17 protein-coding genes are annotated in these 23,715 nt (G+C 43.7%); 14 read left to right on the top strand and 3 right to left on the bottom strand.

From position 1 onward, the window contains the following. Nucleotides 1–12: 12 nt before the first annotated feature. The 3 genes from rseP (at nt 13) to ACLV7H_RS08790 (ending at nt 4,617) form a co-directional block, all read left to right on the top strand. Complete coding sequence (gene rseP, locus ACLV7H_RS08800; RefSeq protein WP_045592976.1) at nt 13–1,269, top strand: RIP metalloprotease RseP; 1,257 nt, start codon at nt 13–15, stop codon at nt 1,267–1,269. Nucleotides 1,270–1,285: 16 nt separating this feature from the next. Then, nucleotides 1,286–3,139, top strand: a complete 1,854-nt coding sequence (locus tag ACLV7H_RS08795) for a proline--tRNA ligase (RefSeq protein WP_411866960.1) — start codon at nt 1,286–1,288, stop codon at nt 3,137–3,139. A gap of 98 nt (nt 3,140–3,237) precedes the next feature. Further along, nucleotides 3,238–4,617, top strand: coding sequence for a glycoside hydrolase family 1 protein (locus tag ACLV7H_RS08790; protein WP_411866959.1), 1,380 nt, complete (start codon nt 3,238–3,240; stop codon nt 4,615–4,617). Nucleotides 4,618–4,655: 38 nt separating this feature from the next. Here ACLV7H_RS08790 and ACLV7H_RS08785 read toward each other — a convergent pair whose 3' ends face one another. Continuing rightward, nucleotides 4,656–5,039 carry an EamA family transporter gene (locus tag ACLV7H_RS08785; protein ID WP_411867082.1) on the bottom strand — a complete coding sequence of 128 codons (384 nt, stop codon included), beginning with the start codon at nt 5,037–5,039 and terminating at the stop codon, nt 4,656–4,658. Nucleotides 5,040–5,284: 245 nt separating this feature from the next. On the opposite strand from ACLV7H_RS08785, the gene glmS reads away from it, so the two are divergent. The 3 genes from glmS to ACLV7H_RS08770 all read left to right on the top strand — a co-directional run bounded on the left by glmS (nt 5,285) and on the right by ACLV7H_RS08770 (nt 8,890). Then, nucleotides 5,285–7,093, top strand: coding sequence for a glutamine--fructose-6-phosphate transaminase (isomerizing) (gene glmS / locus ACLV7H_RS08780; protein WP_411866958.1), 1,809 nt, complete (start codon nt 5,285–5,287; stop codon nt 7,091–7,093). 100 nt (nt 7,094–7,193) lie between these two features. Next, a complete protein-coding gene (locus ACLV7H_RS08775) occupies nt 7,194–7,727 on the top strand; it encodes a hypothetical protein (RefSeq protein ID WP_411866957.1) in 534 nt (177 codons plus the stop codon). 110 nt (nt 7,728–7,837) lie between these two features. Continuing rightward, the gene (locus ACLV7H_RS08770; protein WP_411866956.1) at nt 7,838–8,890 is read left to right on the top strand and encodes an LLM class flavin-dependent oxidoreductase; all 1,053 of its coding nucleotides are present in this window, start codon (nt 7,838–7,840) and stop codon (nt 8,888–8,890) included. Between the two features lie 225 nt (nt 8,891–9,115). Here the strand turns inward: ACLV7H_RS08770 and ACLV7H_RS08765 are convergent, their stop codons facing one another. Continuing rightward, nucleotides 9,116–9,973 carry a 5'-nucleotidase, lipoprotein e(P4) family gene (locus ACLV7H_RS08765; protein WP_000703383.1) on the bottom strand — a complete coding sequence of 286 codons (858 nt, stop codon included), beginning with the start codon at nt 9,971–9,973 and terminating at the stop codon, nt 9,116–9,118. A 366-nt stretch (nt 9,974–10,339) separates the two neighbouring features. Here ACLV7H_RS08765 and ACLV7H_RS08760 point away from each other — a divergent pair, with 366 nt between their 5' ends. The 7 genes from ACLV7H_RS08760 to ACLV7H_RS08730 are packed head-to-tail and all read left to right on the top strand — an operon-like array spanning nt 10,340 to nt 15,675. Then, nucleotides 10,340–11,344, top strand: coding sequence for a uroporphyrinogen decarboxylase family protein (locus tag ACLV7H_RS08760; RefSeq protein ID WP_411866955.1), 1,005 nt, complete (start codon nt 10,340–10,342; stop codon nt 11,342–11,344). Nucleotides 11,345–11,355: 11 nt separating this feature from the next. Next, a complete protein-coding gene (locus tag ACLV7H_RS08755) occupies nt 11,356–11,559 on the top strand; it encodes a hypothetical protein (protein ID WP_411866954.1) in 204 nt (67 codons plus the stop codon). Nucleotides 11,560–11,561: 2 nt separating this feature from the next. Then, on the top strand, nt 11,562–12,560 hold the full coding sequence (locus ACLV7H_RS08750; protein WP_411866953.1) for a uroporphyrinogen decarboxylase family protein: 999 nt from the start codon (nt 11,562–11,564) through the stop codon (nt 12,558–12,560). Between the two features lie 11 nt (nt 12,561–12,571). Next, nucleotides 12,572–13,450, top strand: coding sequence for a transporter substrate-binding domain-containing protein (locus ACLV7H_RS08745; RefSeq protein ID WP_411866952.1), 879 nt, complete (start codon nt 12,572–12,574; stop codon nt 13,448–13,450). A gap of 32 nt (nt 13,451–13,482) precedes the next feature. Beyond that, nucleotides 13,483–14,175, top strand: coding sequence for an amino acid ABC transporter permease (locus tag ACLV7H_RS08740; RefSeq protein ID WP_411866951.1), 693 nt, complete (start codon nt 13,483–13,485; stop codon nt 14,173–14,175). A 3-nt stretch (nt 14,176–14,178) separates the two neighbouring features. Then, nucleotides 14,179–14,901, top strand: a complete 723-nt coding sequence (locus ACLV7H_RS08735) for an amino acid ABC transporter permease (RefSeq protein WP_042768837.1) — start codon at nt 14,179–14,181, stop codon at nt 14,899–14,901. A gap of 9 nt (nt 14,902–14,910) precedes the next feature. After that, complete coding sequence (locus tag ACLV7H_RS08730) at nt 14,911–15,675, top strand: amino acid ABC transporter ATP-binding protein (protein ID WP_000942251.1); 765 nt, start codon at nt 14,911–14,913, stop codon at nt 15,673–15,675. An 83-nt stretch (nt 15,676–15,758) separates the two neighbouring features. Here ACLV7H_RS08730 and ACLV7H_RS08725 read toward each other — a convergent pair whose 3' ends face one another. Continuing rightward, complete coding sequence (locus ACLV7H_RS08725) at nt 15,759–19,658, bottom strand: pullulanase (RefSeq protein ID WP_411866950.1); 3,900 nt, start codon at nt 19,656–19,658, stop codon at nt 15,759–15,761. Nucleotides 19,659–20,101: 443 nt separating this feature from the next. Between ACLV7H_RS08725 and rpoB the strand changes: the two genes are divergently transcribed. Next, nucleotides 20,102–23,713: a DNA-directed RNA polymerase subunit beta gene (rpoB, locus tag ACLV7H_RS08720; RefSeq protein ID WP_411866949.1), complete on the top strand. Its 3,612-nt coding sequence runs from the start codon at nt 20,102–20,104 to the stop codon at nt 23,711–23,713. The last annotated feature ends 2 nt before the right edge of the window (nt 23,714–23,715 follow it).

The following is a 23,715-nucleotide window of genomic DNA, read 5'->3' as shown; positions in this document are numbered from 1 at the left end:
AAGGAATATTGAATGATTGGATTGTTAACCTTTATCCTCGTTTTTGGGATTATCGTGGTGGTGCATGAGTTTGGACATTTTTATTTTGCTAAGAAATCAGGCATTTTAGTCCGTGAGTTTGCTATTGGTATGGGTCCCAAGATTTTTGCCCATATCGGTAAGGATGGCACGGCCTATACCATTCGGATCCTTCCTCTAGGAGGCTATGTTCGTATGGCTGGTTGGGGTGATGATGCGACAGAAATTAAGACAGGAACTCCAGTCAGTTTAACACTTGCAGAGGATGGTAAGGTCAAACGGATCAACCTCTCAGGGAAGAAGTTGGATCAAACGGCTCTTCCTATGCAGGTAACCCAGTTTGACTTTGAAGACAAGCTCTTCATTAAAGGCTTGGTCTTGGAAGAAGAAAAGACCTTTGCAGTGGATCACGATGCAACAGTTGTTGAGGCAGATGGGACCGAAGTGCGCATTGCCCCTCTGGATGTACAGTACCAAAATGCTTCTATCTGGGGTAAGCTCATCACCAACTTTGCAGGTCCCATGAATAACTTTATCTTAGGTGTTATTGTTTTTTGGATCCTGATCTTTTTGCAGGGTGGTGTTAGAGACACTCAGACCAATCTCTTTCATGTCATGCCAGAGGGAGCTTTGGCTAAGGTAGGTATAGCTGAGACCGCCCAAATCACCAAGGTCGGCTCGCATGAGGTTAAGAATTGGCAAGATTTGACCCAGGCTGTGGAGGCTGATACCAAGGACAAGACCGCTCCGACCTTGGATGTGACCATCTCTGAAAATGGTAGCGAAAAACAAGTTACTGTGACTCCAGAAGAGAATCAAGGACGCTATATTCTCGGGGTTCAACCGGGGGTCAAGTCAGACCTCCTATCCATGTTTTTTGGTGGATTTACAACCGCTGCTGACTCAGGGTTCCGTATCCTTTCAGCTCTGAAAAACTTGATTTTCCATCCAGATTTGAACAAACTCGGTGGTCCCGTTGCCATTTTTAAGGCAAGTAGCGATGCTGCTAAAAATGGTCTTGAGAATGTCCTCTACTTCCTAGCTATGATTTCTATTAATATCGGAATTTTTAATTTGATTCCGATCCCGGCTTTGGATGGTGGAAAGATTGTGCTCAATATCCTAGAGGCTATCCGCCGGAAACCCCTTAAACAAGAAATTGAAACCTATGTCACTATGGCTGGTGTAGTTATCATGGTTGTCTTGATGCTAGCTGTGACCTGGAATGACATTATGCGACTCTTCTTTTAGATAATCGAGGAATATTATGAAACAAAGTAAAATGCTAATCCCAACGCTTCGCGAAATGCCAAGCGATGCTCAAGTTATCAGCCACGCCCTTATGTTGCGTGCTGGTTATGTTCGTCAAGTTTCTGCCGGTGTTTATTCTTACCTACCACTTGCTAACCGTGTGATTGAAAAGGCTAAGAACATTATGCGCCAAGAGTTTGATAAGATTGGTGCAGTAGAGATGTTGGCTCCTGCCCTTCTCAGTGCTGATCTTTGGCGTGAATCAGGTCGTTATGAAACCTATGGTGAAGACCTTTATAAACTGAATAATCGTGAAAAGTCAGACTTTATCCTAGGTCCGACCCACGAAGAAACTTTTACAGCTATTGTTCGTGACTCTGTGAAATCTTACAAGCAATTGCCACTCAACCTTTACCAAATCCAACCGAAATACCGTGATGAAAAACGTCCACGTAACGGGCTTCTCCGTACGCGTGAATTTATCATGAAAGACGGATATAGTTTCCATGCCAACTATGATAGTTTGGATGTGACTTATGACGAATACAAGGCGGCCTACGAACGAATTTTCACTCGCAGTGGCTTGGACTTCAAGGCTATCATCGGTGACGGTGGTGCCATGGGTGGTAAGGATAGCCAAGAATTTATGGCCATCACTCCTGCTCGTACAGACCTTGACCGCTGGGTTGTCTTGGACAAGTCAGTTGCTTCATTTGATGAAATTCCTGCAGAAGTACAAGAAGAAATCAAGGCAGAATTGCTCAAATGGATGGTTTCTGGTGAAGACACCATTGCCTACTCAAGTGAGTCTAGCTATGCGGCTAACTTGGAAATGGCAACAAACGAATACAAACCAAGCAACCGTGTCGTTGCGGAAGAAGAAGTGACTCGAGTGGAAACTCCAGGTGTTAAATCCATCGATGAAGTGGCAGCCTTCCTTAACGTGCCAGAAGAGCAAACAATCAAAACCCTCTTCTACATGGCAGATGGTGAGCTTGTTGCAGCCCTTCTAGTTGGAAATGACCAACTCAATGAAGTCAAGTTGAAAAACCACTTGGGTGCAGATTTCTTTGACGTTGCGAGCGAGGAAGAAGTAGCAAATGTTATCTCAGCTGGCTTTGGTTCGCTTGGCCCAGTTGCTTTGCCAGAAAATGTCAAAATCATTGCTGACCGCAAGGTGCAAGATGTTCGCAATGCTGTTGTAGGGGCTAACGAAGATGGCTACCATTTGACGGGTGTGAACCCAGGTCGCGACTTTACTGCAGAATATGTGGATATCCGTGAAGTTCGTGAGGGTGAAATTTCACCAGACGGACAAGGTGTTCTAAACTTCGCGCGTGGTATTGAGATCGGTCATATTTTCAAACTCGGAACTCGCTACTCAGCAAGCATGGGTGCAGATGTTTTGGATGAAAATGGTCGTGCTGTGCCAATCATCATGGGTTGTTACGGTATCGGTGTTAGTCGTCTCCTCTCAGCAGTTATGGAACAACACGCTCGCCTCTTTGTCAACAAAACGCCAAAAGGTGAATACCGTTACGCTTGGGGAGTTAACTTTCCTAAAGAATTGGCGCCATTTGATGTGCATTTGATTACTGTCAATGTTAAAGATGAAGAAGCGCAAGCCTTGACAGAAAAATTAGAAGCCAACTTAATGGAGGCTGGTTACGAAGTCTTGACAGATGATCGTAACGAACGTGTCGGGGTTAAATTCAGCGATAGCGACTTGATTGGGTTGCCAATCCGTATCACTGTTGGGAAGAAAGCAGCTGATGGTATCGTAGAGGTTAAGATCAAGGCAACTGGGGACACAATTGAAGATCACGCAGATAACTTGCTTGAAACGCTTGAAATCCTAAGCAAGAAATAAAAACTTTAATCAGAAGAAAAACAAGGCAAAAATGTAACTAGTTTTTACCTTGTTTTTTCTATATAATGGGGAAAATGAGTAAACGAAGAGGTAAAGCTATGCTAAAATTTCCAAAGGATTTTGTCTGGGGTTCCTCAACTTCTGGACCACAGACAGAAGGACGAGTTCCTGGTGACGGCAAGGGAGACAATCTCTGGGATTATTGGTTCCAAGTAGAACCAAATCGCTACTATAATGGAATTGGACCTGACAAAACATCGACTTTTTACGAAAACTGGGAGAAGGATATTGAGCTTCTAGTAGAAACAGGTCATACAGCCTTTCGGACTTCTATCCAGTGGTCTCGACTTTTCCCGCAGGGGCGTGGAGAAGTCAATCCTCAAGGGGTGGCTTTCTACCGTCAGGTCTTTGAAGCCATTAAGGCCAAGGGCATTCGTCTCTTAGTCAATCTCTATCACTTTGACCTGCCTTTTGCCCTGCAAGAAGATGGGGATGGTTGGGAAAATAAGGCAACCATTAAGGCCTATGAAGACTATGCTCGTTTCTGTTTTGAGACCTATGGTGACTTGGTGGACCAATGGATTACCTTTAATGAGCCTATCGTTCCTGTTGAGTTTGGTTATTTTTATGATGCCCATTATCCTCATAAGGTGGATGCCAAAGTTGCGGTTCAGGTAGCTTATAACACTCAACTGGCTAGTAGTCTTGCGGTTAAGGTCTGTCATGAGATCCTGCCTGATTCTAAGATTGGGATTGTCCTCAACTTGACACCAGCCTACCCACGTAGCCAACATCCTGCGGATGTGAAAGCCGCTCGTATTGCGGATCTCTTTCAAGCCCAATCTTTCCTAGATCCGTCTGTCTTGGGAACTTATCCAGAAGAATTAGTGGAAATTTTAGCTGGGCATGATTTGCTCCCAGATTCTACAGCAGAAGAGTTGGACCTCATCCGTGAACATACAGTGGACTTCCTTGGAGTCAACTACTACCAACCTTTACGCGTCATGGCCCCACGTTTTGCTAAGCATCCTGATAGCCCGCTTTTGCCAGAGCATTTCTATGAGCCTTACGTCATGCCGGGCCGTAAGATCAATCCTCACCGTGGTTGGGAAATCTACGAGCAGGGGATTTATGATATTGCTGAAAACATCAAGGAAAACTATGGTAATATTGAGTGGATGTTGACAGAGAATGGCATGGGTGTTGAAGGGGAAGACAAGTTCCGAGAGAATGGCATGATTCAGGACGACTATCGTATTGACTTTGTCAAAGGGCATCTGCGTGAACTACATCGTGCTATCGAAGACGGTGCTAACTGTAAGGGCTACTTGATTTGGACCTTTATCGACTGCTGGTCATGGCTCAAAAGTTATAAAAATCGCTACGGTCTGGTTGAGCTTGACTTGGAAACACAGGAACGTCGCCTGAAGAAATCAGGCCACTGGTTCAAGGAACTCAGCAACCATAATGGATTTTAAGAATAAAAAGAGTGAGATGGTGTTCATCTCACTTTTTATTACAATATCATCACCAAGGTCCCAATCGTAATCAGGATACAACCAATAATTGTTTTAAACGTCAGGACATCCTGTAGGAAGAAAAAGGCTAGAACGAGGGTAAGGACGAGACTGAATTTATCTACAGCAGATACCTCAGTTGCATTGCCCATCTGTAGTGCCTTATAGTAGCAGAGCCAGGAGGCGCCAGTGGCCAAGCCAGATAAAATGAGAAAGAGCCAACTTTTTCTACTGATGTTGACAATTTCGGTCTGACTATTGGTCAAGAAAACCAAGGCCCAGGCCATAATAATGACGACGACCGTACGAATAGCAGTTGCTAGATTGGATGGAACTCCCTCAATCCCAATCTTAGCTAAAATTGACGTTAGGGCAGCAAAGATAGCAGATAAAAGTGCGAAGAAAAATCACATGGCAAATACCTCCTCTTTTTATTATAAGTAATTGATGCTGACTTGTCAGGTATCAAGTGAAATCTTGATAAAACACCAGATAGAAAAACTATACCAATTTTTATCCTTGACAAGTGAGAAAAACAATTATATACTGTTTTTGCTGATTCTGTAAAAGGGAAATCAGACTATACCAATTTAAGGAGAAAGCACAGCTAGTCTGTGTCGTATATACTATGTGTGGAATTGTTGGTGTTGTTGGAAACACAAATGCAACTGATATTTTGATTCAAGGGCTTGAAAAGCTCGAATACCGTGGCTATGATTCTGCGGGGATTTTTGTCCTAGGTGGTGCTGAAAATCACCTAGTCAAGGCTGTCGGTCGTATCGCAGAATTGTCTGCCAAGACAGCTGGCGTTGAGGGAACAACTGGTATCGGACATACGCGTTGGGCGACTCATGGTAAACCAACGGAAGATAACGCTCACCCACACCGCTCTGAGACAGGACGTTTTGTCTTGGTGCACAATGGCGTGATTGAGAACTACCTTGAAATCAAGGAAGCATACCTTGCAGGTCACCACTTCAAGGGGCAAACAGATACGGAAATCGCCGTTCACTTGATTGGAAAATTTGCGGAAGAGGATGGTCTCTCAGTTCTTGAAGCCTTCAAAAAAGCCCTTCACATCATCCGTGGTTCTTATGCCTTTGCCTTGGTTGACTCTGAAAATCCAGATGTCATCTATGTCGCTAAGAACAAATCACCACTTTTGATTGGTCTTGGAGATGGCTACAACATGGTATGCTCAGATGCTATGGCTATGATTCGTGAAACTAACCAATACATGGAAATCCATGACCAAGAATTGGTAATTGTCAAGGCTGATAGCGTCGAAGTGCAAGACTATGATGGCAATCGCCGTGAACGTGCTAGCTACACTGCGGAGCTTGACTTGTCAGATATCGGTAAGGGAACTTACCCTTACTACATGCTCAAGGAAATTGATGAGCAACCAACGGTTATGCGTAAACTCATCCAAGCCTACACAGATGAGACCGGTCAAGTTGTCGTTGACCCAGCTATCATCAAGGCTGTTCAAGAGGCAGACCGCATCTATATCCTCGCAGCTGGAACATCTTACCACGCAGGATTTGCTTCTAAGAAGATGCTGGAAGAATTGACAGATACTCCAGTTGAACTTGGAATCTCTTCTGAGTGGGGCTACGGTATGCCACTTCTCAGCAAGAAACCACTCTTTATCTTTATCAGTCAGTCTGGTGAAACAGCGGATAGCCGTCAGGTTTTGGTTAAGGCTAATGAAATGGGCATTCCAAGCTTGACAGTGACAAACGTGCCAGGTTCAACTCTTTCTCGTGAAGCCAACCATACTATGCTTCTTCACGCAGGTCCTGAAATTGCTGTAGCATCAACCAAGGCCTACACAGCACAAATCGCAGCTCTTGCCTTCCTAGCAAAAGCAGTCGGAGAAGCAAATGGCAATGCCAAAGCCCAAGCCTTTGACCTGGTTCATGAGTTGTCAATCGTAGCTCAGTCTATCGAATCAACTCTTTCAGAAAAAGAAACCATTGATGCCAAGGTTCGCGACCTTCTTGAAACAACTCGCAATGCCTTTTACATCGGACGTGGTCAAGACTACTATGTAGCAATGGAAGCTAGTCTCAAACTCAAAGAGATTTCTTACATCCAGTGTGAAGGCTTTGCGGCAGGAGAACTCAAGCACGGAACCATTGCCTTGATTGAAGAGGGAACGCCTGTCTTGGCCCTCTTGTCAGATCCAGTCCTTGCCAACCATACTCGTGGAAATATCCAAGAGGTTGCAGCCCGTGGTGCTAAGGTTCTCACTATCGCAGAAGAAAATGTTGCTAAAGAGACAGATGATATCGTCCTTACGACCGTCCACCCTTACCTATCGCCAATCTCAATGGTCGTACCAACACAATTGGTTGCCTACTTCGCAACGCTACACCGTGGCCTTGATGTGGACAAACCACGTAACCTTGCCAAGTCAGTAACAGTAGAATAAACTAAGAAAGTCTAGTTCATCTAGACTTTTTTGCTCTCTCTTGATATACTTGAGTGAGGAGTATTTTTGCTTGGCTTTAATTTTTTATAAGGAGAAGAAAATGAAGAAGAAAAAAAGTATTATTGCTATGCTGGTTGGTATCATCTTATCTAGTTCTTTCTTAATCCGGACAGTTTTGATCCATCAGCAGAGACAAGCGAAAAAGCAAAACCTGGAACGGATTGCTGCAGTGCAAGAGACGGTTCAGTCTCAAGATCAAAAGAAAGCTGAAGAGCAGAAAGAACACTTTAAAAAGGCATTTGAAGGTATAGATAGAACTTCCATTCAAATGAAAGACTACGATAGCCACACAAAGATTAATGCGGACTACAGTTTTGGTACAAAGGATGGAGTACACTACCTAGTAGAATTAAAAACAGGGAATAAAGTAGCTTTGGAAGGTGTGGACAAGGCCTTTCCATTGTCGATCAAAAACGAGGACGAAAATAGCACGGAGCTTGCCCTGGTTGTCCGTAAAGACCAAGCCTGGTACATGATTGATACAAAGGGTGAGACGATTTACACTTTTGAACAAACAGAATTGACAGAAAACTCGAAGTTGACTTTGAAAGACAATAAACTACAGGTAGAATAAACTAAGAAAGTCTAGTTGATCTAGGCTTTTTCTAATGAGCAAATTCATTGAAAATAAAACTAATTAGTGCTAAAATACCCTAAAACTAAAAGAGATAGCGAGGAAACAGGATGGTAGAATTAGGGATTTCAACATTTGGTGAAACAACCGCTCTGGAAGCGACTGGGCAGATTTACAATCATGATGAACGCATTCGTCAGTTGGTGGCAGAGATAGAGCTGGCTGATAAGGTTGGCTTGGATGTGTACGGGATTGGGGAGCATCATCGGGAGGACTTTGCGGTATCGGCGCCAGAGCTTGTTCTTGCAGCTGGGGCAGTCAATACCAAGAAGATTCGTTTGACCAGTGCAGTCTGCATTCTCTCGAGTATGGATCCGATTCGCTTGTTCCAACAATATGCCACCATCGATGCTTTGTCAAATGGCCGTGCGGAGATTATGGCAGGGCGTGGTTCATTCACCGAGTCTTTCCCACTGTTTGGCTATGACTTGAAAGACTATGAAGCTCTCTTTGATGAAAAGTTAGAACTGCTTCAACTAGCAAATGAAAGCACCAAAGTGAACTGGCAGGGGCAATTGACTCAAAGCATTGCTGGAAAAGAAGTTTATCCCCGTCCAGTTCAGGGGAAATTACCATTGTGGGTGGCGACAGGTGGTCATGTAGAGTCAACAGTGAAGATTGCTCGGGCGGGGCTGCCTATTGTATATGCCATTATCGGTGGTAATCCGCGTTACTTCAAGAAATTGATTCAAGCTTATCGTGAGATTGGCAGGGAAACCGGTCATGCTGAAAAAGACATGAAAGTGGGCGCTCATTCTTGGGGCTGGATTGCTGAAAATGGAGAGCAGGCTGTAAAAGATTATTTCCATCCGACCAAGCAAGTGGTGGATGCGATTTCCAAGGACCGTCCACACTGGCAGGAGTTGACCTATCAGCAATATTTGGAGCAAGTTGGGCCAAATGGAGCTATGTTTGTGGGCAATCCAAATCAGGTAGTAGAAAAATTGATTCGCATGATTGAGGATTTAGATTTAGACCGCTTTATGCTCCATCTACCGCTTGGTTCTATGCCACATGATCAAGTTTTGAGAGCTATTGAACTCTTCGGCACGCAAGTGGCGCCGAAAATACGTGCTAACTTTGCCATGAAAGAGAGGATATAAAAAAATTCAATCGGTTGAGTCGATTGGTGAGGAACACCCATGGATTCAGCAACAGGTGGAAGTGGTACAAGCGATAGAGCATACTATCTAGTGGAATATATACTTGTTTATACCAAGTACAAGATAAAATAGCAAAAAAGACGATTTCCGCTTGGAAATCGTCTTTTTTCGCTATTCTCGCAAATACGATATCTTGTGGTTGGTGTAAACTGGTATATAGCTCTTTTATTTATCAAAACCTTGTAAGTTTTTTTGGCGCTCTTCAGTTTGACCCTTGGCATCCAATTTATTACCATTGTAGACAGTGCTTTCCCATGATCCGTACATTGGGTTAGGGAAAATGATGAATTTCTCACCAAACTCTTTTTGTAATTCCTCTAATTTTTGGTCGCGCTCAGTTTCAGAGGTCTTTGAAAACTCTGCAAAGTCCACAAGATTGTCTCCTAGTAGCATGACTAAGTTGGTTTTTTCTTGGACTGCTTGTCTACGACCTTCTTTAGATTTGACGCCTTTTTCTAAGAACATGAGATGATCGCGGCTTTGTACAGGAATCCCTTCATTTTCTAGGTTTTTGATCGTATCATCTACCTGATCTATCGTGCGGTCAGATACATAGTAAATTTGGACACCGTTTTGGTCTGCAAATTGGAGGAAGTCTTTAGCACCTGGTACAGCCTTGGCTGCGGCTTTTTTTACCCAGACATCCCAGTTTTCTGGGGTAAATGCTGTTCCGTCTTTGACATTTTGCGCTTGATAAGGGCTATTGTCTAATACAGTTTCGTCCAAGTCCAAAACGATAGAGTAGGGTTTATCTGTCTGTGTTTTTAGTAGTTCTTTCAAACGATCAGTAGCGACATTATAGCCTTGTAGATAGAGTGCCTTGGTTTCAGCTGCTTTTTGATACCAAAGAGTTGACATAGTATTTTCTCTTGAACGCAACTGATCATAGGTCATTGTAACCTGATTATCAGATGTACTACTTTGTGTTGTCTGTGAATTTGCCGAATTTGTGCCACAGCCAGTCAGTAAAATGACGGAAGCAAGTGTAGAAGCAATTGTAATGGTAACTTTGGATATTTTCATAATCCCATCCTCCTAATAATAGTCTACTAATATTGTAGCGTTTTCACGGGATTTGTGCAAGGAAATATCGAGAGAAAATAAATTTTTCAGTAGTAATTTGGTATTAGGATAAAATTATATACTTAATTTTGGAATGAAGATGGATATAAAAAAATCCAATCGGCTTGATAGAAAATCTATATCAGCTCCTTTTTGAAAAATAGATGAAAATAAAATGAATCTTTGAAAGGCTAGTAATATCAAGCTTTTCAGGGATTTTTTCTTCATAGATATAAAAAATTCCAATCGAGTTGATAGTCAATATATATTGGGAAAAGGGGAAAAGGAGTGGTAAGATGGTTTCAATCCAAATGGAAGGAGAAAGGTATGGCAAGTAAAAGAGATCTAGTCTTTAGAGCGATTCGAGGCGATGAAGTGGAAAGAGTTCCTGTGGGATTTTGGTTTCATTTTGTAACACTCGAAGAAAAGGGACAGGGATTAAATAATCCACGTATCTTTCAAAAAAGTGTTGATGGGCATCGCAACTATGTGGAAAGGATTCGCCCTGATTTTGTTAAAATTATGAGTGACGGTTTTTTCCTTTATCCAAGTAATGTCTATAATCCTAAGATTGCAAGCATTCAGGAGCTGACTTCTATTGAGTCGATTGGTGAGGGACACCCATGGATTCAGCAACAAGTGGAAGTGGTACAAGCGATTCGAGAGACCTTTACCGAAGAGATTGCTTCTTTCTACAATATCTTTTCACCGATCTCCTACCTCAAGCGCTGGTTCCGTACAGAAACCTCTCGAGGAGATAAGAAAGTGGCTAATCTATTGCTTGAAAATCCTGAGCAATTCAGAGCGATTCTAGATGTGATTGCAGGAGATATTGCTGTCCTAACTCAGAAAATCATCCAGCAAGGTGGGGTCGATGGGATTTACCTCAGCACCCAGGAAATTCAAGATGAGCGCATCACACTAGCACTCTATCAAACCTATATCGAACCGAGCAATATAGCGGTTTTGGAGGCAGCCAATCAGGTTGGTGGGACCAATATCCTCCATATCTGTGGATTTGAAGGTGCAAGCAATGATGTGACGATATTTAAGGATTATCCAGCGCAAGTTGTCAACTGGGCGACCCACCATGAGGATGTTAGTTTGACACAGGGTCAGGAGTTGTTCCCAGGCAAGGCCGTTTTAGGTGGATTTGAAAATGGCAAGAAAAGCCTGCTTTATCAAGGTTCCAAGGCGGAATTGCAAGATGAAACAAGACGGTTGCTGGCTGAAGCGGGTCGTAAAGGCGTTCTTCTGGGAGCTGACTGTACTGTTCCAGATGACTTTGACTTAGAGAGGTTGGACTGGATTCGGCAGGCAGCTGTTCTCTAAAAGGAGGAGCTATGAAAAGTAAAAGATGGGGCATCTTCATTGCAGTTGTCGGTTTGCTGGCCTTGGTTGCCATAAGAATCGTAAAAAATCAGCACTGCAAAAATGGAGAGAGATGTCGTGGAGTTCAGGATTTTTCCAAGTCCAGTCTCCCCTTTCTACGCTCGAATGATATCGCAAGCAGTTTATTAGTTGAAAAAGTAAGAAATGGAGAATAAGAATGTCAGAAAAAAGAGAATGGGTTTTAAAAGCATTTAGAGGTGAAAAGGTTGATCGTGTGCCAGTTGGCTTTTGGCACCATTTCACATCCGAAGACGAATGGCTAGACGGTTTCTCAAATCCAGCCATTATCGAGAAGAATACCGAGGGCCATAAGCGCTTTATCCGAGAAGTTCAGCCGGACTTTATCAAACTCATGAGTGATGGCTACTTTGCTTATCCAAATCCAGCGATTGCCAAAGGAAAATCACTTCAAGAATTGGCGACCATTCAACCACTCGGACCAGATCAAGCTTGGATAAAAGAGCAGGTGGCCTTGGTTAAGAAAATCAAGCAAGAGTTTACAGAAGATATCGTTGCGATTTACAATATTTTTGCTCCTGTTACCTATCTCAAGTGGCTACTAGGGGAAGTGTCTGGCGGAGATGACCTTATTGCGAACTTTCTGGTGGAAGATCCTGAAGCTCTGAAGAAGGTGTTGGATGTGATTGCAGAAGATATTGCTAGTCTCAGCCGAGCTGTCATCAAAGAGGCTGGTGCTGACGGAATCTACCTCAGCGTGCAAAGTATCCAAGATCAACGAGTGTCGGCAGCAGATTATCAAGCCGTCATTGCACCTAGCGAGATAACGGTTCTGGAAGCAGCTAGTGCTGTTGGTGGTGTCACTGTTCTTCATATCTGTGGCTACGAGGGGGCGCGAAATGATATTCATCTTTTTGCAGACTATCAAGCCCAAGTCTTTAACTGGGCTGTAGGACCAGAAGGAATCACTCTCAAGGAAGGTCGTGAGATTTTCAAGGGACGTACGGTTCTTGGAGGATTCGAAAATGGTAAGACAGGCTTGCTGTATACTGGTAGCAAGGACGCCATTCAGGCTGAGGCAAAGAAACTAGTTGCAGAAGCTGGAGAACAGGGCCTGGTACTTGGGGCAGATTGTACCATTCCAAGTGATATCGCAGTTGAACGTATCCAGTGGGTGAGAGAAGCGCTTGAAAACTAAAGGAGAAAAAGATGAGTAAAAAAGCATGGATTATCGGTGGTGTAGCAGTTGTTGCAGTAATTGGGGCAACGATTATCGGGAGAAGTTTAGCTGGCGCTCCAGCTAAGGAGGGAGAAATGGCTTCGTCTGCTGAAGTCATAACCTTGAAGGTTGCTCATACACAAAACTACGTACCTTATGACTTTGTCAATGAAAAAGGGGAATCAGATGGTTATGAAGTAGCTGTTTTGAAGGCTGTTGATGAGAAGTTGGCAAACTATCAATTTGAATATACGGGTACCAGTGATGACGACCTCTTGATTGGTCTGGAATCAGGCAAGTATGACATCGGAACCAAGGGAGCTTGGTACACAGAAGAACGAGCTAAAAAGTTTGTCATTCCATCTGAACCAGTCGGAGCGAGCATCATCGGATTTACTGTCAGAAAAGAAGATGAACAGAAATACAAAACCATTGATGACTTTGCAAAGAATAAAGGGAAATTGGTTCCCATCTCTCCACAGAATGCTCAATGGAATGTCATCACCAGCTACAACGAAAAACATCAGAACGCACCGATTGAGCTAACAGCAGCGGAATCCTTCAAAGTGGCAGATGCCTATGCCTGGGTCTTAGAAGGACGTTATGATGCCTTCTTTGATATCAAACTGTCCTTTGAAAAAGCAGTTACCGCAGAAGATGGCCCTTACCACCAATATGCGGACAAACTCAGCTGGTTCCCATATAAGGGGATTCCAACTTATCCCTTGATTCACCGTGATGAAAAGGGTGAGAAATTTGCTAAAGAATATGAAAAAGCAATCAAAGGGTTGAAAGAAGATGGCACGCTTGCTAAGCTATCTCAGCAATACTTTAAAGAAGATGTCTTTAGTTACGTAGACAAAGACTAGACCAGAAATTCCAAGACTAGAAAGGGTTTTGCATGGTTTCTTATGATTTTTCCAAGGTCTTTCAGTTTTTGCCGACCTTATGGCAGGCGCTTCCTATGACCTTGTCCATTCTCTTTTTTACTACTCTTCTTGGTTCCCTTTTTGGAGTCCTCTTGGCCTGGGTACAAGTAGGAGAAGACAAGAGTTTTGCAGCGATTTCCAAAGGCTATATCTTTACCCTTCGTTGTACACCGCCGATTGTCTTACTTTTTCTAGTCTTTTATGGCTTGCCAGAATTTCTGAAATGGTGGCTTGGTTTGGATATCAACAACTGGTCTAAAACTATTTTTGTTCTCCTGACGATGATTCTCTTGTTTGCGGCTATTGTTGCCGAGGTTTTCAAGGCGGCCTATCAAGCTATTCCAAAGGGGCAGACAGAGGCCGGGCTTAGTATTGGTTTGACTCCAAGTCAGACTTTTTTGAGAATCATTTTTCCCCAAGCTTTTCAAGTTGCTCTTCCCAATATAACAACTGCTATTCTCAATCTCATGCGAGATGCTGCCTTGGCCTATACGATTGGTTTCGTTGATGTTATGGGTGCGGGCAATCTCTTGATCAGTCGCAATTTAGGGAACTACTCGCTGGAAACCTATACGGCAGTTGCACTTCTTTACTGGGGGAGTGCCTTGGTTATTTCTAGCTTGAGTCGTTTGCTTGAGAAGTCTTTGGAAACAAAAGGGAGGTAAGAAATGGATATAGACTATATTGTAAAGACCTTTCTGGAGACCTTGAAGGGTGTGCCAATCACCCTGATTATCATGATTGTGGCTATGGTCTTAAGCTTTTTACCGGCTCTATTTTTAGCATTGGGACAGATCTACAAGGTTCGAGGGGTGAGGAGTTTTTCTCTGGTCTATCTGGCCTTTATCCGAGCGACTCCTCCGATTTTATTGATTCTCTTCTTTTATAGTTTGTTTCCAAGTTTGCTGAATCAATTTCTCAAAAGCATAGGAAGTGACTTTGATATTTTCAAGCTTGATCCTCTCTATTATGCCTTTATCATTTATAGTTTGATGACAGTCGGGAGTTTATCGGAGATTTTGCGTTCAGCGATCTTGACGGTGGACAAGGGACAATTAGAGGCGGCGCATGCGATTGGGCTGACTACGACCCAAGCCTATCTAAGGATTGTTTTTCCTCAAGCCCTGCGCTCAGCCTTGCCTAACTTGGCCAATCTGGTGATTAATATCGTCAAAGGGACCTCCTTGGTCTTTGTCATGACCATCAAGGATATCACTGCTATTGCCCGTGTGGAGGCGTCCTACGGTTACCAGTATTTTGAGTCTTATTTTGTGATCTTTTTGCAGTATATTTTGATCTGTGGTTTGATTCAGTGGGGCTTTTCCCTACTGGAGAAAGGCTATGTGAAAAAAGAAAAGAGAGCAAAAGCATCTAGCGCGCGTTTTGTATAGGAGGACAGGATGTTACAAGTAGAACATATCGCAAAAACATTTGGTGAGAGGCAGGTCCTGGAGGATGTCAATCTCCAGGTCAACCAAGGGGATGTCGTCGTTATCTTAGGACCATCAGGTTCGGGGAAAACGACCTTTCTCCGTTGTCTCAACCACTTAGAAAAAGCTGACAGTGGCCGTTTGACCTTGGCAGGAAAAACTTATGACTTAGCCAAATTAAGCAAGAAAGACATTCTAGAAATTCGCCAAAAAACAGCCTTTGTTTTCCAACACTACAATCTATTTGCAAACAAAACTGCTCTGGAAAATATTCTAGAAGGCCTAATCGTCGCTCGTAAAGTTCCCAAGGAAGAAGCGCTCAAACGTGCAGAATCTGCCTTGGAAAAAGTTGGTTTACTTGCTTATAAGGACTACTACCCTTCACAACTATCTGGAGGGCAACAACAACGAATAGGAATTGCGCGTGCTATTGCCGTCAAGCCCGAGGTCATTTTGCTGGATGAACCAACATCAGCACTAGACCCTGAGTTGGTTGGAGATGTTTTGGATGTTCTGAAACAGTTGGCGGGAGAAGGTGTGACCATGGTGGTCGTCACGCATGAGATGGGATTTGCTAGAGATGTCGCAAACCACGTTATTTTCATGGATGGAGGCCGTATCGTAGAGGAGAACAATCCCCACGATTTCTTTAGTCGTCCACAAGAAGAACGAACCAAGCAGTTTCTGGCTCGTATCTTATCAGACGCTAGCTATAGTGTAGAATATATGATTTGATAGATAAGTGTATCATAAAAACAACACCCCATGACTAGAAGATTCTTCTGACCATGGGGTGATTTCTCTATAGGAGGGCTAGGTTATTTCTTTTTCTTGTTTTTTATCAACCATCCAAGTCCGAGAAGGGCAAGGATGCTGAATCCAGCAAGGGCAAGGAGGGATTTGCTCTCGGTTCCTGTATTTGGAAGTTCAGCTTGTTTAGCTAGGGGAGAAGGTGTATTATCTTTGCTAGAGTTTTCTACCGATTCGTTTTGAACCGCCTCTTTTACAGATGCTTCTTGTGCTGGTTGTTCAGCTTGTGAATCAGCTGTAGCTTGGCTAGGTTTATTTTCCGCATCAGCTACTTTTGCATCTGGTTTTGCAGAATCAGGTGTAGTTTGTGGAGCTGGAGTTTGCTGTTCCGGTTTGACTACTCGGTTTGACATATTGTCTTGGCTGTTATTTTGACCGTGTCCTTGTTTTGAGCTAGAAAGGTCAAATTCTGGTTTTTCTTCCACAGCTGGGGCGACAATTGCACCGCCTTGAGAGACTCGAAGAACAGTGGCAGTAAGGGCATTTAATTTCAAGCCTTTTTCAGTCCATTCAAGACCTTGAGGGTTGGCAATTCCGACTGGCCCTGCTTGGTTTTCATCTGCTAAAACTTCAGCATTCCTGAGGTGGGCAAAGGCAGTTCCCAAATTAAATTCGCGAGCTTTTTCATCCGCATTGACAAAGACTGCGTAGATATCACCGTTTGGAGCAGTGATTTGGTAGCCAATCACCACGTCTTCTTTTTCAACACCATTTTTTCCTGGGACAGTGATGAGTTTGACGCGTTCTTTGATATCTTGTAGACTCTTGAGTCGGAAGGCGTCTGTAGATTGACGAAGAGCGATCAATCCTTTCATGTAGTCACGGCTCTTGACATTTTCAGGATATGCTTTGCTATCAGTTGCTTTGGTCCAATCAAACTTGTTGACAGCATCACTAGAGTCGTAAGAGTCATGGATAAAGTAAGGATAGACAAACGGCTTGCCGTCCTTGTCGCGCAACAAGTGAGACTTGTTTGGAACCTTATCTTCAGGAACAGGAGTCTTATAGGCTGGATCAAGGAATTGTTTGGTACGTCCATATTCCTGCCCAGAGTGGATAAAGGGAGTTCCTTGAGCAGTCAAGACCATGAGGTTTCCAAGTCGCAAACGACGATGGATCTCAGCGTAGTTTTCAGCCTTGCTTGGGTCTTTTTTGATAGACTGGGCAATGATGTCAAAGAGGGTCAAGTTATCATGGGCTGCAATATACTGGATTACATCTCCAGGATTGTCAGCCTCAAAGTTAGTTGGTTGGGCAATGAGATTTTTAAAGATGGTATTGATATCGCGTTTGCCACCTGTGATAAAGGCAGGTTGACCTTCGTTTGGATAGCCAGACTTGAGGTTGTTGCGGATGTCGTCTGAAAAGACAGCGACAGTATCTGTTTTCTTCATCCAATCTTGGTCAGCAGGTTGTACAGGTGTATTTTCATCACCAGTATAGGTTCTCCAACCTTCACCAAGCATGATGAGATTTGGATTAAGGGCTCGTGCAGCCTTGTAAGCTTCTTCGATTGAAGCCGCATCGTGGTCACCCATCATATCAAAGCGGAAACCATCTACTTTGTAAGTTTCAACCAGATACTTGATAGAGTCTACCAAGACACGTTTAGACATGTAGTGGGTAGTTCCCAAACGGCCGCCTCCGAAGCTAGTACGTGGAGTTCCGTCTGCATCCATAAAGTGATAGTAGTTTGGCTCAATATCTTCAAAAATATCAACATTTGCAGTATGGTTGTAGACCACGTCCAGGATAGCCCCCATGCCACGTTTATGGATCTCGTTGATGAGGTTTTTGAATTCTGCAATTCGTTTTTCTGGATCCTTAGGATTGCTTGAGTACATACCAGTCAAGGAGAAGTAGTTTTGAGGGTCATATCCCCAGTTGTAGTTACTGTTGCTTGAAGCGTAGGCAGACAAACGTTCATGGTTCTGCAATTCGTTGACAAAGTAGTAAGACAAGACTGGAAGGAGCTGGATATGAGTCACACCTAGGTCTTTGAGATAGTCTAGTTTTTCGATAAAGGCTTCAAAGGTACCAAATGGCTTGGTCAAGTCTTTTGCGATGGCAGGATCTGAGGTGAAGTCACGAACATGGGCTTCATAGATGACAGCATCTTCTCGCGATTTGAAGTTGCGAATCTTACCGTAGGTCAAGTCTTGTGGACCTAGTTTAGATGGGTCCACAAAGGCAGCTTTAGCGACCTTATGAGTGACATCTGTTTTTGCTAGGTCACTATTCCAAGCCGCTAATGATTTGGCATAAGGATCAAGAACGAGAACGGTTTTGCCTTGACGCTCGATTTGGTAGTGGTAGTAGTAGCCAGTGTAGTTGCTGATACCGAGATCAGAGTTTGTATCCAGAGTTTGTTTCCAGGTTCCTTTTTCTCCTTTTTCGAGGGCGACAGTTCCGACCACTTTTTCAGGGTCTTTCTTGTCATAGACAACAACGGAAACCTTATCAGCACTTGGAGACCAGAGGGTGAGATCAACACGCTTGCCATCTTCTTTTAGAGTTGCGCCGAGTGGACCATCATAACTGTAGGACTCATCCTTGAGGCGCCAGCTTGAACGTGTGGTAAAGCGGTCTGAATTGTAGCTGACAGTGTACGGGTGTTGAGTGTCAGAGAAGTCGCCGATATAGGTCACTTTCTTACCAGCTTCATCCACTTCCACGTCTGTGATAGCTACTTTATTCCCTTGGTAATCAGTGATGCCGGAGTGTTTGAGGATATCGTCTTTCTTGGCTCCAACTAGGGTAGAAAAGCTGCTTTCGATACGAGATTTAGCCACGTGTTGGGCACCAGTCAAGCGGATATCGTGCACATAGTAGGGGTTAGTGTAGATGGTTTCGTCATCATCTTTGAGGAAGATTTGACTGTGATTTTTTAGATCAGTGAATTTATAATCTTCTTTTCTGATTTTTACATCATCGCCTTTCTTGCTTTCGTCTAGTAATAAAAATCCAAATTCTCTTGCGGCTTTATTGAGTGGGATATCAATGTAACGACCATATTTTCCAGTTGCGGTAAAGTCAGTACCGTCAGGCCATTCTCCACTGCTTGGGTTCTTTACATCGCCCCAATACCAAAGAGATTTTTTGTCATAGTTGCCATCTGTGCGGTAATAGTTGACACGGACAGTTCCTGCTGGCTGAGGACGGTAGTTGTGTACCTTGTAGTTTTCATCCAGCCAGGCCTCGTTCATTTTTGGAGAGAGGCGCTCTACCGAACGGTCCCCAGTCAAGTTATCCCCTTTGGTATTGTTGATGAGGAAGCTGACTTTCTTGGCTTGCTCATTTTTGAGTTTGACATCGAGGTAATAGCCGTAGTCATCTTGCTTGGCATCCTTGAAGGACTTGGCTCCATTGGGCCAGTTTTCAGACGGCTTTTCAACATCATCCCAAGTCCAAAGACCTTGGGAATCCTTGTTTTCCTCAGGAAGTTTCTTTACATGGATGCGGAAGTAGTTGTCTGCGATGGGTTCTTCAGAAGATGTGTCTGCTTGTGGTTTTTGATCAGAACTTGGCGTTGAAGTCGGAGTATCTGCCTTCTCTTCCTTGCTGTTAGCCTGGCTTGTGCTAGCATCTTCTGTTTTAGGTGTTTCTGGTGCTGTAGTAGTTTCCACAGCTGGAGCTTCCTTTTTAGAATCAAGGGAAGCGTTTGCATTTTTTTGTTCAGAAATAGGCGTTTCCTTTTGAGTTTGACTCGTTTCAGTCTCAGTAGGGGCCTTGGTTACAGCGCTGGTATTTTCCTGAGTTTGAGGCAGGTTTTCGTTGGCCGAAATAGTTGGCATTGTAGCAGAAAGAAAGACAATGCTGGCACCAATGAGGACAGAACCAGTTCCGTTCTTCAAGGAACGGATACCATAAATCATTTTTTTCTCAGATTGAGATGGAATCTTTTTCATCACAATTCTCCTTGTGTAGTTGTTCCCTAACAGTATAGCACGAGGTAAACATTAGTGCAAGCGTTTTCCTAGTTTTTGAGAGAAAATATAATGCTTCATTCTCTTGAAATTTTTAAATAATATATAGGAAAAGATTGTTTAAAAAGTAGTAAAAAAACCTTGAAAAATCTGGCTAGATAAGGTATAATATGAGTAATCATTTGTCGTAGGTTTTGTCTGAAATATTGTCCAGACAAGGCTCACAGCAGTTAAATCTTCTGAAAAAGTCAGATTTAGCTGCTCTTTTTGTGCTTTTTTTCAGGTTTTTGAGTGCTTGTAACAAAGATTTAAAGATTCTGAAAATTTGTCAAAGGGACACGGTGATAGGGGTTTTTAAAAACCATATGACGATTAGAAAAGCCTGATTGACAAGGCTTGAAATTTATTTACAAAGGAGAATCATCTTGGCAGGACATGACGTTCAATACGGGAAACATCGTACCCGTCGTAGTTTTTCAAGAATCAAAGAAGTTCTTGACTTACCAAATTTGATTGAAATTCAAACTGATTCATTCAAAGATTTCCTAGATCACGGTCTTAAGGAAGTATTTGAAGATGTATTGCCAATTTCAAACTTCACAGAAACTATGGAGTTGGAATTTGTTGGATATGAAATCAAGGAACCAAAATACACGCTCGAAGAAGCACGTATCCACGATGCTAGCTACTCAGCACCTATTTTTGTAACCTTCCGCTTGATCAACAAGGAAACTGGCGAAATCAAGACCCAAGAAGTCTTCTTTGGAGATTTCCCAATCATGACAGAGATGGGAACCTTCATCATCAACGGTGGTGAACGTATCATCGTATCTCAGCTGGTTCGTTCTCCTGGTGTTTATTTTAACGACAAGGTAGACAAAAACGGTAAAGTTGGCTACGGTTCAACGGTTATCCCTAACCGTGGAGCTTGGTTGGAACTTGAAAGCGATTCAAAAGATATCGCCTACACTCGTATTGACCGTACCCGTAAAATTCCGTTTACGACCTTGGTTCGTGCGCTTGGTTTCTCAGGTGATGATGAAATCTTTGATATCTTCGGTGACAGCGAATTGGTTCGCAATACCGTTGAAAAAGATATCCACAAGAATCCAATGGACTCTCGTACAGACGAAGCCTTGAAAGAAATCTACGAACGCCTTCGTCCAGGTGAACCTAAGACAGCTGAAAGCTCACGTAGCTTGCTTGTAGCGCGTTTCTTTGATCCACGTCGCTACGATTTGGCAGCTGTTGGTCGTTACAAGATCAATAAAAAACTCAACGTTAAAACACGCTTGCTCAACCAAACCATTGCGGAGCCATTGGTAGACCCTGAAACTGGTGAAATCTTGGTAGAAGCTGGTACCGTTATGACTCGTAGCGTGATTGAAAGTATCGAGAGTCACTTGGATGGCGACTTGAACAAGATCGTTTATATTCCAAACGATGCAGCTGTTTTGACAGAACCGGTTGTCCTTCAAAAATTCAAGGTTGTTGCTCCAACGGACCCAGACCGTGTTGTAACCATCATCGGCAATGCCAATCCAGATGATAAGGTTCGTGTTGTAACTCCTGCAGATATCCTTGCTGAGATGAGCTACTTCCTCAACTTGGCTGAAGGTATCGGACGTGTGGATGATATCGACCACCTTGGAAATCGTCGTATCCGTGCAGTTGGTGAATTGCTTGCCAACCAAGTTCGCCTTGGTCTTTCTCGTATGGAACGTAATGTCCGTGAGCGTATGTCTGTTCAGGACAATGAAGTTTTGACGCCGCAACAAATCATCAACATCCGTCCAGTAACAGCTGCGGTTAAAGAATTCTTTGGTTCATCACAGTTGTCACAGTTCATGGACCAACACAACCCGCTTTCTGAGTTGTCTCACAAACGTCGTTTGTCGGCCTTGGGGCCTGGTGGTTTGACGCGTGACCGTGCTGGATATGAAGTCCGTGACGTGCACTATACTCACTATGGTCGTATGTGTCCAATCGAGACGCCTGAAGGACCAAACATCGGTTTGATTAATAACTTGTCATCATACGGACACTTGAATAAGTATGGCTTTGTTCAAACACCATACCGTAAGGTTGACCGTGAAACAGGTGCTGTGACCAACGAAATCGTTTGGTTGACAGCAGATGAAGAAGATGAATTTACTGTTGCGCAGGCCAACTCACGTCTGAACGAAGATGGAACTTTTGCTGAGAAAACGGTTATGGGACGTCACCAAGGGGTCAACCAAGAGTATCCAGCAGAAGTAGTTGACTACATGGACGTGTCACCAAAACAGGTAGTTGCCGTTGCGACTGCATGTATTCCTTTCTTGGAAAACGATGACTCCAACCGTGCCCTCATGGGTGCCAACATGCAACGTCAGGCTGTGCCTTTGATTGATCCCAAAGCACCTTACGTTGGTACTGGTATGGAATACCAAGCGGCTCATGACTCTGGTGCTGCTGTGATTGCTCAGTATGGTGGTAAAGTTACTTACGCAGATGCTGATAAGGTAGAAGTACGTCGTGAAGATGGTTCGCTAGACGTTTACCACATCCAAAAATTCCGTCGTTCTAACTCAGGTACTGCTTATAATCAACGTACACTTGTTAAGGTTGGCGATGTCGTTGAAAAAGGCGACTTTATCGCTGACGGACCTTCTATGGAAAAAGGTGAAATGGCGCTTGGACAAAACCCAATCGTTGCCTACATGACATGGGAAGGTTACAACTTCGAGGATGCCGTTATCATGAGCGAACGCTTGGTCAAAGACGATGTCTACACATCTGTCCACCTTGAAGAATACGAATCAGAAACCCGCGATACAAAGCTTGGGCCTGAAGAAATTACTCGAGAAATTCCAAACGTTGGTGAAGATGCTCTTAAAGACCTTGACGAAATGGGTATTATCCGTATCGGTGCTGAGGTTAAAGAAGGGGATATCCTTGTAGGTAAAGTCACACCTAAGGGTGAGAAAGACCTCTCAGCTGAAGAACGTCTCTTGCACGCTATCTTCGGAGACAAGTCTCGTGAAGTGCGTGACACTTCTCTCCGTGTACCTCACGGTGCCGATGGTGTCGTTCGTGATGTTAAGATCTTTACACGTGCAAATGGAGATGAGTTGCAATCAGGTGTTAACATGCTGGTTCGCGTCTACATCGCTCAAAAACGTAAGATCAAGGTCGGAGATAAGATGGCCGGACGTCACGGAAACAAAGGGGTTGTCTCTCGTATCGTTCCTGTAGAAGACATGCCTTACCTTCCAGACGGAACTCCAGTCGATATCATGTTGAACCCACTTGGGGTGCCATCACGTATGAATATCGGTCAAGTTATGGAACTCCACCTTGGTATGGCAGCTCGTACTCTTGGTATCCATATCGCAACACCAGTCTTTGACGGAGCAAGTTCGGAAGACCTTTGGGACACTGTTAAAGAAGCAGGTATGGACAGCGATGCTAAGACAATCCTTTACGATGGACGTACTGGTGAGCCGTTTGACAACCGTGTATCAGTTGGTGTCATGTACATGATCAAACTCCACCACATGGTTGATGATAAATTGCACGCGCGTTCAGTCGGACCATACTCAACCGTTACACAACAACCACTCGGAGGTAAAGCTCAGTTTGGTGGACAACGTTTCGGTGAGATGGAGGTTTGGGCTCTTGAAGCCTATGGTGCGTCAAATGTTCTTCAAGAAATCTTGACTTACAAGTCTGACGATATCAACGGACGTTTGAAAGCTTATGAAGCCATTACAAAAGGAAAACCAATTCCAAAACCAGGTGTTCCAGAATCCTTCCGAGTTCTTGTCAAAGAATTGCAATCTCTTGGTCTTGACATGCGTGTCCTTGACGAAGATGACCAAGAAGTGGAACTTCGCGACTTGGATGAAGGAATGGACGAAGATGTCATCCACGTAGATGACCTTGAAAAAGCCCGCGAAAAAGCAGCTCAAGAGGCTAAAGCAGCCTTTGAAGCTGAAGAAGCTGAAAAAGCAACAAAAGCGGAAGCAACAGAAGAAGCTGCTGAACAAGAATAAGC

This window comes from Streptococcus oralis, assembly GCF_965111685.1.
Taxonomy (GTDB): Bacteria; Bacillota; Bacilli; order Lactobacillales; family Streptococcaceae; genus Streptococcus; species Streptococcus oralis_B.
Note: the sequence above shows the minus strand (reverse complement) of the source record. Positions and strands in the feature narration are given on the sequence as shown.